A 12,465-nucleotide genomic window follows, 5' to 3' on the forward strand; every position below is an offset into this window, starting at 1 on the left:
ACCCGCGGCTGCGGGCAGGCGGGAAACCTGTGTCGCGAGAGCCGGGTGCCGTCCTGCGCCGGGGGAGCGGCCGGCGGGGAGCGGGGACCCGTTGGGCGTGACGGATGCCCGGCTGGTCCTCATCGCGGCATCGCGCTCGCGGCGTGCCGCCGGATTCCGCTTGCCGCCGCCGCCGGACGGCTGCCGTGAGGGGCGGGGGAAGCCCGCGGCCCGAGCTTAACGGCGCTGCGGGAGGCGAGCGTGCATCGCTCCGGCACCGGGCCGCCGGCGCGGCTACCGTGGGCGGCTCGAACCGGCTCCTGTCGGTTGATGAGCTGGCTGCCTACCTGGGCGTGCCGAACGGGCACCGGCAGATCCGGACGATCCGCCGGGAGGAAACCAAGGAGATCATCGCCGGGATGCGCCGCAAGGGCCTGTCCGCGAGCCGGATCACCCAGGCGCACCTGGTCATCAACGCTGTGTTCAACGAGGCGGTCCGCAACAAGAAGCTCGCCGAGTCGCCCTGCACCGACATCCCGGTCCCGGACGTCGTCCACGCGGCGGACTTCGTGTTTCCCGAGGACGATGAACTGGAGGCACTGGCGGCCGGGCTCCCGGCGGACTGGTGGCCCTTGAACGCCGGAGTCCCATGGAGGGCCTTCGCGCGCAAGGTACACGGTACGTCGCAGTTTGGAGGCGAGCACTTGACTGAGCCTGTGGGTGACGAGCCGCCGGACGGCTAGACGCCAGCCGGCGGGCATGATCCTGATGAGCCGTACCAGTATGAGCCAGCTATCGCGATGATGGCGGCGCTCTGCACGCCCTGACGAGCAACTTCGTCACCCTCACCACATGGTGCATGGCCGGGAGCCTCAACCTGGCCGCCCGAACCCTGCTGTCCAGCCCCTACCGCAAGGCAAGCGCCATCCGGGCCGCGCTCAGGATCGGCCTTAGCATCGTCCCCGGAGGTACCCATCTCGCAGGTGCACGCCACAGACCGCCGGTCCGCCGACGCGACTAGATCACGGCCTGTGCGGCCGTTGGTGCCGCCGTGTTGGCACGACAGTGGCCAGCCCGGGATTCCGCATTCCCCGGCGTCCTGCCCGCGTGCAGCCTGTCCGCACCGCTACCCGCGCGGGCAGCGGTTGGGAGACTGGCGGGTCAGCGCAACAAGGTACCTCGGATGTACCTGCTGCGGATAGGACAGCGGCTAGGTTCACGCTGCCTTCTCGGCGTGCGTCCGAACCACGCTTGAAAACAGACGCGGGCAGAACGGAAATCGTCATTGCCTTCGGATGGCCGGTGCTGAATCCGTGCTGACACCAAAGGGTCATGCAGGCCGCTGACCTGTGGAAACTGCCCCGTAGTCCACGATCTTCACCATCTTCGAGGGCACCTCGGAGATCCAGCGGATGCTCATCGGAAGAGCGGTCACGGGACTCGACGTCCGCTAGCGTGCTCCGCACAGAGGCACAGCGGTGCCCGGGCATCGTTTCCCCGGCGTAGCCGGGCGATGTACGCTCCCCTGGTGAGGAGCGGATCGTGCGCGCGGTAAAGGTGACGCGAACGGACGGCCCGGGGGCCGTGGAGGCCTGCGGGGTCCCCGATCCCGTCCGCGGCGACGAACAAATCCTGGTGGAGGTGCGCGCGGCGGGTGTTAACTTTCCCGACCTGCTGCTCACCAAGGACATGTACCAGTACAAGCCTGAGTTGCCGTTCGTGCTCGGCGGGGAGTTCGCCGGCGTGGTGCGGGAAGCGCCGGCCGGCTCGGAGTTCTCACCGGGCGACCGGGTCGCGGGCAGCTCGACCGTGGGCGCGTTCGCGGAGCTCGTCTCGGTGTCGGCGGGGAGCGTCTACCCACTTCCCGGCAAGGTCGACTTCGTCGCGGGCGCATGCCTGCCGATGAACTACCTGACCATGACCTTCGCGCTGCTGACCCGGGGGGCGCTCCGGGCCGGGGAGACCGTCTTGGTGCACGGCGCCGCTGGCGGGATCGGCACCGCCGCCATCCAGCTCGCGAAGGCGCTTGACGCGCGGGTGATCGCGGTGACGTCCAGCGAGGCGAAGGCGGATTTCGTGATGACCGTGGGGGCCGACGACGCGGTGCTCGCCGACGGGTTCAAGCATTCCGTTGCGAAGCTAACCGGCGGCCGCGGTGTCGACATGGTGGTCGACCCGGTCGGCGGGGACCGTTTCACCGACTCGCTGCGTTGCCTGGCGCCATTCGGCCGACTGCTGGTCATCGGGTTCACCGCGGGGGAAATCCCGACGGTGAAGGTGAACCGGCTGCTGCTCAACAACATTGACGTGCGCGGGGTCGGGCTCGGTGCGTACGCCGGTCCTCGGCCCGAGTTCCTTCGGGGAGAGTGGGACAGGCTCGTGCCGTACCTGGAAAGCGGCGGGGTGGTGCCGCCGGTCAGCGACGTTTTCCCGCTGGAACGCGCCGGGGAGGCAATTGCCCAGCTCGAGGAGCGGCGCGTGCATGGCAAGGTCGTGCTCGTCCCGTAGGCGGTGGCCCGTGGGGCGTGCGGTCGTTCCTGGAAGGGAGGAAGCCGCGGTATGTCGGGCGCTGACCATAGGCCGGCCACTGAACACGCCCAAGCGGGCATCGACCGAAAACCGGTGACCCGCTGGCTCGCTGGTCACATCGACGGCCTGGTTCCGCCGGTCGACTTCGACCTGATCTCAGGCGGCCGGTCGAACCTCACGTACCGGCTCACCGATGCCGTAGGCGGAGTCTACGTGCTGCGCCGTCCGCCCACCGGCGGCGTGCTGGCTACCGCGCACGACATGAGCCGTGAGTGGAGGTTCATCTCGGCCATGGCGCCGACGGCGGTGCCGGTCGCCGCACCGCTCGCCTACTGCGCCGACGCCGGCGTCACTGGCGCCGAGTTCTACGTAATGGGGAATGTCGACGGCCAGGTCCTGGCAGACCGTGACGCTGGTTTCGCCCTCGCGCCCGAGGCCCGGGCGACGGCGGGGGAGAAGATCGTCGACGTGCTCGTCGCCCTGCACGCGCTCGACCCGGGAGAGGTCGGCCTCGGGGACATGGTGCGCCGCACCGGCTATGTCGAACGGCAGCTGCGGCGCTGGCACGCGCAGGTGCACGCCAGCGAGACCGCCGAGCACACCAGCCCGCATAGCCTCACCCTCCTGGACGAGGTGCACACCCTGCTCGCCCGGCGTGTTCCCGCGCAGGGCAACGGGGTCGTGCACGGCGACTTCCGGCCGGGAAACATGGCGTTCGGCCCCGACGGCACCGTGCGCGCGGTCTTCGACTGGGAACTCGCGACCACCGGTGACCCGATGGCCGACCTGGGCTGGCTGGCGTCGACCTGGCAGGACCCGGGCGATGAGGTCCCGCCCGCCACCCCAGGGCCGAGCACCGCCCCCGGGTTCCCGCCGCGCGCCGAGATCGTGGCGCGCTACGCCCGGGCGTCGGGCCGGGACGTTTCCCACCTTTTCTACTGGGTGGCGTTCTGCCGGTGGCGTTCGGCATGCATCGGCGCCGGGGTGCGCGCTCGGTACGTGAGCGGGCGGATGGCCGACGACGGCTACCTGCAGGAGGCACTCAAACGCGGAGACGACGGGATCCGGCTGGCCGAAGCCGCCCGCGAGGTCCTCCGCGAACTACACATCTGAGAAAGAGGAAAGAGGGAGCCAGATGGCCTGGGACTTTTCGACGGAACCTGAGTTCGAGGAAAAGCTCGAGTGGATGCGCGGGTTCGTCCGTGACGAGATCATCCCGCTGGAAACCCTCGACCTTGACGCCGCCGCGTTCGCGCGCGCCGTCAGTCCGCTCAAGGACGCGGTGAAGGCACAAGGGCTGTGGGCTGCCCACCTGCCGCCGGAACTCGGCGGAGGCGGTTTCGGGCAGGTCAAGCTCGGCCTTATGCACGAGATCCTCGGCCAGTGCGGCTACGCGCCCGCCATTTTCGGCAACAACGCGCCCGACTCGGGCAACGCCGAACTGCTCGCCCTCGGCGCCAACGACGAGCAGAAGAAGAAGTGGCTGGAGCCGCTGCTGGCCGGCCAGGTGCGCAGCGCGTTCTCGATGACCGAGCCGGGTGCCGGGGCCGACCCCACGCTGCTCGCGACCCGCGCGGTCCGCGACGGCGACCACTACGTGATCAACGGGCACAAGTGGTTCACCTCGAACGGCTCCGTCGCGGATTTCCTCATCGTCATGGCGGTGACCGACCCCGAGGCCCCGGCCAGGAAGCGGGCCACCATGTTCGTCGTCCCCGCGAACACGCCAGGAGTCGACGTTCTCCGCGACATCGAGACCATGGGCGACATCGGCGCGCATAACGGCCGGCCCGGCGGGCACTCGGAGATCATCTACACCGACGTGCGGGTTCCCGCGGCGAACCGGATCGGCGCCGAGGGCGACGGGTTCCTCCTCGCCCAGCAGCGGCTGGGACCGGGGCGCATCCACCACTGCATGCGCTGGCTCGGCCAGTCAAAGCGCGCCTTCGACATGCTCTGCGAGCGGGCGAAGTCACGGTACACGCACGGCTCGGTGCTCGCGGATAAGCAGATGATCCAGGACTGGATCGCTACCTCAGCCGCGGAGATGACGGCGGCCCGGCTGATGACGTTGCAGGCGGCGTGGAAGATGGACAACGGCGGAACGGCGGCGGCGCTGACCGATATCGCGATGATCAAGTTCTACGGCGCCCAGGTGCTCTACAACGTGATCGACCGCGCCATCCAGATCCACGGCTCGCTTGGCTACACCACGGACCTGCCTCTGGAGTCGATGTACCGCCACGCCCGCGCGGCGCGCATCTACGACGGCCCGGACGAGGTGCACAAGGTAACGGTCGCGCGCCGGATCCTGCGTAACTACGAGGCCCGCGACGTGCCAACCGAGCACGTGCCCACCCGCCGCGCCGAAGCCGAGAAGAAGTTCGCGCACCTGCTGGACACAACCGCGATCAACAGCTGATAACAGCAGCTGACGTGAAACAGCAAGCCGTGTTGGAGGACGCGACCAGGCCCCGGTCCGCGTCCGGCACGACGACGAGTGGGAACGGATCATGCGGGACGGCCCGACGCTCTCCTGTGAGGGATCGGCCGGGGAGCCAGCCTCGGTGATTGATGCCGTGGCCGACCGCCTGCCGCCGGCATTCGTGGATTGCCTTCTCGACGGCGCCCTGGAGCCGGTTCTGGACGCTGCGGTCCAGCGGGGCAGGCAGGCAGCGACGCGGAAGAAGAACTCGGGTGACGGCACGCAAGTCGCGAGGGCCCTGCTTGCGGTGACAGTCTGCGACCCGGCCTGCGGCTCGGGGAGCCTCCTGGTCGCGGCGGCCCGCCGGATCGCGCGACGGGTGGCCGAGACGCGCGAGGGGAACACGTCGCCGGCTGCGCTGCGGCGTGCGATGCGCGAGGTGGTGGGCAGCTGCATCTACGGCGTGGACGTCAGCGGCGAGGCGGTGGAACAGGCGAAGGACCGCCTGCGGCTGGCGGCCGACGTCCCTGGGATGACGCCGCCCTTCCTCGACGGGCGTCTCAGGCAGGGCAACGCCCTGATCGGCGCAAGCCCGAAGCTCATCGAGAACGGCATTCCCGACGAGGCATTCCGGGCGGCTGACGGCGACGACCGCAGGCATGCCCGTGCCCTGCGCCGCGCCAACGCCAAGCCTGACCCGGGGCAGGCGACCCTGTTCAGCGAGCACGGTGGCTACTCCCACTCCAACGAGGCCCTGGCGGAATCCCTGGCGAAGATCGGGCGGCTGCCCGGCGGAGCAGCTGCCGATGACCGCCGCCAGGCGGCCGAGTACCAGAAGTGGCGCGACTCGGCTGCCTTCCGCGCGAAACGCCGGGTCGCCGACGCCTGGTGCGCGGCCTTTGCCTGGGCTAAGACGCCGGACGCGCCGCCCGCGATCGTCAACCGGGTCCTGCTGGACCTTCGGGAGCGGGAGGCCGAGGGAATTCTTCCCGCGGAGTCCCTGGCGGAGCTGGACCGGCTGCGCGGTGAGCACGGATTCTTCCACTGGGATCTGGAATTCCCCGACGTCTTCCGTGTTTCCGAGGGCGAGACCCGGTGGCGGGGCGGCTTCAGCTGCGTCCTATCCGCTCCGCCGCGGGAGCAGATCGACCGCCGCGGAAAGAGCGCCGTCTTTCGGTTCGTCACGTCGTCGGGGGCGTATCCCGAATGCGCGGCGGGCCTGGCCGAGCCTGGCGTCTCGGCGCTGCGCTCCGATCTGCTTTTCACGGAGCGCATCATGACGCTCCTCGCGCCCGAGGGCCTCGGGGGCTGCGCCATCGCCCCGAGGACCGCGGCTGCTCCCGGCGCGAGGCACCTGCTCGGCGGCCTGATGCGGCGCGGCGCGCTGGCGTCCCTGTATGACTTCACCGGTCCCGATGCCCGGCTCTGCCTGCTTACCTTCGCCGGCGGGGCTGTTCCTGGCAGCCCTGTGCCTGGCAGCCCTGTGCGCGGCGGCGTAGCCAGGTTCGGATTCCGGCTGGACGGCCCTGCTGAGCTGGGCGATGGGGACCGGTCGTTCACGCTGGCGCCTGGCGATGCCGCCCTCATCAACCCGAATACCGGTGCGCTGCCCGCCTTTGGCGGTTCCCGGGACGCCGCGCTCGTGACGGCGATCTACCGTCGCGTACCGGTCCTGTGGGACGAGGCGCGGCCCGACGGAAACCCGTGGAAGATGAGGCTGGAAACGGCGTTCCCCCGTGCCGCCGCCGACAGGGGGCTCCTCCGCGCTGAGCAAGAACTGAGAGACGAGGGCTGGGAACTGGCGGGCGACACCCTTACCCGGGACGGCCAGTACATGCTCCCGGTCTATGAGCCCCCGATGATAGACCTGTTCGACCACAGGGTCGCACAGCCGCGGCACTGGATTGCTGAGCACGGACCAGTCTCCGTTCAGCGCAAAGGCGGAACGGTCCAGCGACCCGGCGTCGCGGACCGCCTCGCGGAGCTCGGCTGGACCTGGGAATGGCTGTGCGCCTGGCGCGCATCCGTACAGGACCGGGCGGCTGTCGCGGTGTTTCTGCCACGCGCGGGCGCTGCCGATTCCCTACCGCTGATGCTGCCACGCGTCGTCCCGCCGTTCGCCGCGGCCCTGATCGCCGCGCAGAGCTCGCAGGTCTTCGACTACATCGCCCGGCAGAAGATCGACGGCCACGCAATGCGGGCTTCCGACTGGAAGCAGCTTCCGGTGCCGACCCCCACCATGCTTGAGCCGCACCTGCCGTTCGTCGTGCCCCGGGTGCTTGAGCTCGTTTACACCTCGCCCGACATGAGCCCGCTCGCCAGGGACCTGGACGATCGCGGCGAGTATCCGTTCGCCTGGGACTCAGACCGCCGGGCCAGCCTGCAAGCGGAACTGGACGCGTTCTTCTTCCGCGTGTACGGGATCGACGACCGCGACGACGTGGAGTACATCACCGGCACGCTTGCGGCAGGTGCCGGCAGCCTCGAGCGGAGCGAAAGCCAGGGCGACGACGGCAGGCGCGCCAGGAAAATGATCCTGGCCGCCTATGAGCGTATGTCCGACGCCGACGCCGCCGGAGCCGAGTACGAAACCCCGATCTTTCCGCCCCCTGGCCACGGACCCAGGCACCGGCCAGACCCCCGCTAGGCGACGTAGCGCTGCACCCTCTCGCTCCTGGATGAAGACGTTCAGCGGTCGGCTCAGCCACTGGCCTAACGTAGTAACTTTCTGGCCTTCCCTCACCTGTGGCTTGCCCTTCATCCCTTCTTACATTTCTGCGTAAGGCAGGGAAACCACTGCGTGAGCTTCGAGGGGGACCGATGACCATTGAGTACTTGCCGTGGCACCGCCCGGCGATGTTGTCCGATCGCGTATGCATGCGCGACACGAAAGTCGAATTGACCTACTCCGAGGTGGCCCAGCGGGTCGATGCGGTCGCCGGGCAGTTCGCTGCGGCCGGGGTAGGGCGGGGAGACGTGGTGGCGGTGATGCTTGCTAACCAGGTGGAGCTGCTGCTCGGGATCATGGCCGCCTGGCGGCTGGGAGCCGCGGCGACCCCGGTCAACCCGGTGTTCACGGCGAACGAGGCAAGCTACCAGATTGCCGACTCGGCGGCCAAGCTACTGCTCACCGCGGATCCAGGCGCCGGCTACGGGGTGCCGGTCCTGCCTGCGGGCGAGCTGAACACCCGTCCGTCCGGCGCGCTGCCGGCACCGGACACCCGACCGGACGATCTCGCCCTGCTGATCTACACCAGCGGTTCGACCGGCCGCCCGAAGGGCGTGATGCTCGACCACGCGAATCTGGCGGCGATGGCCACCTCGATCGGCGACGCGATGAAGCTCGGCCCGGACGACAACTGCCTGCTGGTGCTGCCGCTGTTCCACGTGAACGCCATCCTGGTGAGCTGCCTGGCCCCGATCATGGCCCAGGGGCAGGTGACGATCCTGCCCAGGTTCGCGCCCGACACCTTCCTCACCGCGCTGTCGCGGTACCGGGCGACGTATTTCTCGGCCGTGCCGACCATCTACGCACGGCTGGCGGAGCTGCCGCGAGGGCGGCTGGGCGACACGTCCTCGGTCCGGTTCGCGGTGTGCGGCGCGGCGCCGGTTTCGGCCGAGCTGCTGCGGCGAAGCGAATCCCGGTTCGGGTTCCCGATCATCGAGGGGTACGGGCTGACCGAGGGCACCTGCGCGTCAACGATCAACCCGCTCGACAGCGAGCGCAAGCCCGGCACGGTAGGGGTCGCCCTGCCGGGCCAGCAGGTGGCCACGATGCGGCCCGACGGTTCCTTCGCGGCGACCGGCGAACCCGGCGAGGTGGTCATCAAGGGTCCGAACGTGATGCGCGGCTACCTCAACCGGCCGCAGGCCACCGCGGCGTCCATCGTCGACGGCTGGCTGCACACCGGCGACGTCGGCGTGCTGGACGCCGACGGCTACCTGACGCTTGTCGACCGCATCAAGGACCTGATCATCAGGGGCGGCGAGAACATCTACCCCAAGGAGATCGAGTCGGTGCTCACCAGGCATGACGCGGTCCTGGAAGCGGCCGTGATCGGCGCTCCGCACGAGGTGTACGGCGAGGTGCCGACGGCCTACGTGGTCACGTACCCGGACGCCTCAGTGACGGCGGACGAGCTGCTGGAGCTGTGCCGCCGCGACCTCACCAAGGTCAAGATCCCGACGGCGATCCACATCGTGCCCGCGTTGCCGAAGAACGCCGTCGGCAAGACCGACAAGCCAGCACTTCGCGCGCCAGCGCGAATAACCCGCTAAGGAGACCACGATGGGATTCACGAAACCCGACCTGCCGCCGGTCGACCCGGACACTTTCATCCAGCAGCCGCTGATGCAGCGGATGCAGGTGCTGGCGCTGCACTGGGTCGAGCACGGGTTCGGCACGCCGCGAATGGTGCACGCGATATACATCCTGAAGCTGCTGGTGTTCTACATACTCGGCGGTGTGGTGGTGGCGACCACAACGTCGCGGCTGCCGGCGTTCTGGCACGTCGCGGACTGGTGGAAGCAGCCGATCGTGTACGAGAAGGCGGTGCTGTGGACGGTGCTGCTTGAGGCGATCGGGGTCGCGGGATCGTGGGGCCCGCTCGCGGGCAAGTTCAAGCCCATGACCGGCGGCATCCGCTTCTGGGCCCGGACCGGCACGATCCGGCTGCGGCCGTGGAAGCGGGTGCCGCTCACGGTGGGTGACCGGCGCACCGTCGTGGACGTCGCGCTCTACATCGCGCTACTCGCGACCGTGACTGCGGCGCTGGTGCTGCCGGGCGTGCACAGCGACTCGTTGTCCGCAGCGGAGCCCGGCGATACCTCCGGGCTGGTCAGCCCGGTGCTGCTCGCTCCGGTGATCGCCGCGCTGGTGCTCAACGGGCTGCGCGACAAGGTGATCTTCCTGGCCGCGCGCGGCGAGCAGTACCTGCCGGCCCTGGTGTTCTTCACGGTCCTGCCGTTCACCGACATGATCATCGCGCTCAAGCTGCTGATCGTCACGGTCTGGGTGGGGGCCGGCTTCTCCAAGCTGGGCAGGCACTTCGCCAACGTGGTGCCGCCCATGGTCAGCAACAGCCCCGGCGTGCCGTTGCGGTGGATCAAGCGGGCGCACTACCGGGACTACCCGCGAGACATCCGCCCGTCCCGGCTCGCCCACCTGATGGCACACGGCGGCGGCACCTTTGTCGAAATCATCACGCCGCTGGTACTGCTGCTATCGCCGTGGAAGCCGGTAACGCTGGCCGCAGTCGCCGTGATGGTGCTCTTCCACCTGTTCATCATCTCGACGTTCCCGCTGGCGGTGCCGCTGGAGTGGAACGTGCTGTTCGGCTACGCCGCGGTCTTCCTGTTCGCCGGCTACCCGAGCTGGCAGGGCTACGGGGTGGCGGACATGTCGTCGCCGTTGCTGACGCTTGGGATCGTGGCCGCGCTGCTGTTCTTTCCCGTGCTGGGCAACCTGCGCCCGGACCTGGTGTCATTCCTGCCTTCGATGCGCCAGTACGCCGGCAACTGGGCCTCCGCCGTCTGGGCGTTCGCGCCGGGCGCCGAGCAAAAGCTCAACGTGGTCACGAGGCCCACGGCCAACCAGGTCGACCAGCTCGTGGCGTTCGGCTACGACCGCAAGTGGGCGGACATCACCATGCAGCAGACGATCGCCTGGCGGACCATGCACAGCCAGGGCCGCGGCCTGTTCTCGCTGCTCCTGCGGCACCTGGCCGACATCGACACGAGGACCGTGCGCGAGGGCGAGTTCGTCTGCAACTCGCTGCTCGGGTTCAACTTCGGCGACGGGCACCTGCACAACGAGGACCTGATCAGGGCGGTGCAGGCCCAGGCCGCCTTCGAGCCGGGCGAGCTGGTCGTGGTCTGGGTGGAATCCCAGCCGGTGCACCGCGACGACCAGGCGTATCAGGTGATCGACGCGGCCCTCGGCGTCATCGAGCGCGGCACGTGGAAGGTCGCCGACGCGGTCGCCGAGCAGCCGTGGCTGCCCAACGGGCCGATCCCGGTGCAGGTGACCTGGTCCCGCACTGTGGCCGTGCCGTTGCCGCGGGCATCCAGCGAGCAAGACCACGAGCGGGAGGTGCAGGCATGAGCACCGCGACGGTGGTGGGCGCCGGCCCGAACGGGCTCGCCGCCGCGGTGGCCCTCGCCGCCGACGGCGTGCAGGTCACCGTGTTGGAGGCGGCCGACGAGGTCGGCGGCGGCGCTCGCTCCGGCGAGTCGCTGGTGCCCGGCCTGCTGCACGACCACTGCTCGGCATTCCACCCGATGGCGGCTGGCTCGCCGTTCCTGAACAGCCTCGGCCTGGACCGGTACGGGCTGTCCTGGCGGTGGGCGGAGATCGACTGCGCGCACCCGCTCGACGGCGGGGATGCCGCGCTGCTGTACCGCTCCATCGAGGACACCGCAGCCGGGCTCGGCCGCGACGGAGCCCGCTGGCGGCTTATGTTCGGCCGGCCTGCAGCCGACTACGACAAGCTGGCGTCGGATATCATGCGGCCGCTGCTGCGAGCGCCCAGCCACCCGCTGGCGTTGGCCCGGTTCGGGCTGCCGACGCTGCTGTCCGGTTCGGCGTTCGCCCGGATGTTCCGCACCGAGAAGGGGCGCGCGCTGTTCGGCGGGGTGGCCGCGCACGCATTCCGGCCGCTGAATTACCCGCTCACCTCGGCGATCGGCGCGGGCATCGTCACCGCTGGCCACCGCTGGGGCTGGCCGGTCGCGGCCGGCGGATCCGGGTCGATCACCGCCGCGCTGGCCTCGCTACTTGCCGACCTCGGCGGCAAGATCGAAACCGGCGTTCTGGTCCGGGCGGCCTCGCAGCTCCCGGCGGCCGATGTGACCTTGTTCGACCTCGCGCCGGATGCGGTGGCGGGCGTGCTAGACAACCGGCTGCCCTCGCGGGTGCTGAGCGCATTCCGGCGGTTCCGGCGGGCACCGGGCGCGTTCAAGGTCGACTTCGCGGTCGAGGGCGGCGTGCCGTGGGCCAACCCTGACGTCGGCCGGGCCGGCACCGCGCACCTGGGCGGCGACTTCGCGGAGATCGCCGCCAGCGAGCGGGAGATAAACGCGGGGCGCATGCCGGAACGGCCGTTCGTGCTGGTCGGTCAGCAATACCTGGCCGACGCGCAGCGATCGGCCGGGGACATCCACCCGGTGTACAGCTACGCCCACGTGCCGCATGGCTACGCCGGTGACGCCACCCAGGCGATCATCGCGCAGATCGAGCGGTTCGCCCCAGGGTTCCGGGAGCGGATCGTCGGCTGGACGTCCTACGACCCTGCGTTCTTCGCCGCCGACAACCCGAACTTCACCGGCGGAGACATTATCACTGGGGCGAAGGACACCCGCCAGCTCGTCTTCGGCCCCCGCATCACGCTGTCGCCCTACCATCTCGGCATCCCCGGCATGTACCTATGCTCGGCGGCGACGCCGCCAGGCCCTGGCGTGCACGGCATGTGCGGCGCCAACGCCGCCCGGGAAGCGCTGCGCTACCTGCGCCGCCTGGGCAAGGCGTAGGCGGC

Annotated in this window: 8 protein-coding genes; all 8 read left to right on the top strand. The window is 69.7% G+C overall.

Features of this window, described 5'->3' with window-relative positions; all coding sequences use genetic code 11:
- Positions 1–278: 278 nt before the first annotated feature.
- Entirely contained in the window at positions 279–722 is a 444-nt protein-coding gene (locus EAS64_RS24515) for a site-specific integrase (RefSeq protein WP_145856405.1), read from the top strand.
- A gap of 799 nt (positions 723–1,521) precedes the next feature.
- A complete protein-coding gene (locus EAS64_RS24520) occupies positions 1,522–2,487 on the top strand; it encodes an NADPH:quinone oxidoreductase family protein (protein ID WP_145856407.1) in 966 nt (321 codons plus the stop codon).
- Between the two features lie 114 nt (positions 2,488–2,601).
- Positions 2,602–3,621, top strand: coding sequence for a phosphotransferase family protein (locus EAS64_RS24525; RefSeq protein WP_187366145.1), 1,020 nt, complete (start codon positions 2,602–2,604; stop codon positions 3,619–3,621).
- Positions 3,622–3,643: 22 nt separating this feature from the next.
- Positions 3,644–4,930 (top strand): acyl-CoA dehydrogenase family protein, encoded by a 1,287-nt coding sequence (locus tag EAS64_RS24530; protein WP_145856410.1) that lies wholly within the window; start codon positions 3,644–3,646, stop codon positions 4,928–4,930.
- A gap of 145 nt (positions 4,931–5,075) precedes the next feature.
- Positions 5,076–7,580: a hypothetical protein gene (locus EAS64_RS24535; protein ID WP_145856412.1), complete on the top strand. Its 2,505-nt coding sequence runs from the start codon at positions 5,076–5,078 to the stop codon at positions 7,578–7,580.
- A 209-nt stretch (positions 7,581–7,789) separates the two neighbouring features.
- Positions 7,790–9,211 (top strand): class I adenylate-forming enzyme family protein, encoded by a 1,422-nt coding sequence (locus EAS64_RS24540; RefSeq protein ID WP_281283315.1) that lies wholly within the window; start codon positions 7,790–7,792, stop codon positions 9,209–9,211.
- 10 nt (positions 9,212–9,221) lie between these two features.
- Positions 9,222–11,036, top strand: a complete 1,815-nt coding sequence (locus EAS64_RS24545; RefSeq protein ID WP_145856415.1) for a DUF3556 domain-containing protein — start codon at positions 9,222–9,224, stop codon at positions 11,034–11,036.
- Positions 11,033–12,460, top strand: a complete 1,428-nt coding sequence (locus tag EAS64_RS24550; RefSeq protein WP_145856417.1) for a phytoene desaturase family protein — start codon at positions 11,033–11,035, stop codon at positions 12,458–12,460. The genes EAS64_RS24545 and EAS64_RS24550 overlap by 4 nt, the downstream gene beginning before the upstream one ends.
- Positions 12,461–12,465: the final 5 nt, after the last annotated feature.

It is taken from the genome of Trebonia kvetii (assembly GCF_007827045.1).
GTDB classification, from domain to species: domain Bacteria; phylum Actinomycetota; class Actinomycetes; order Streptosporangiales; family Streptosporangiaceae; genus Trebonia; species Trebonia kvetii.

What these genes read in the sequence shown, in the direction of transcription:
- EAS64_RS24530 (WP_145856410.1), top strand. Translation starts at nt 3,644, where the DNA reads ATGGCCTGGGACTTTTCGACGGAACCTGAGTTCGAGGAAAAGCTCGAG.
- EAS64_RS24545 (WP_145856415.1), top strand. Translation starts at nt 9,222, where the DNA reads ATGGGATTCACGAAACCCGACCTGCCGCCGGTCGACCCGGACACTTTC.
- EAS64_RS24540 (WP_281283315.1), top strand. Translation starts at nt 7,790, where the DNA reads ATGTTGTCCGATCGCGTATGCATGCGCGACACGAAAGTCGAATTGACC.
- EAS64_RS24550 (WP_145856417.1), top strand. Translation starts at nt 11,033, where the DNA reads ATGAGCACCGCGACGGTGGTGGGCGCCGGCCCGAACGGGCTCGCCGCC.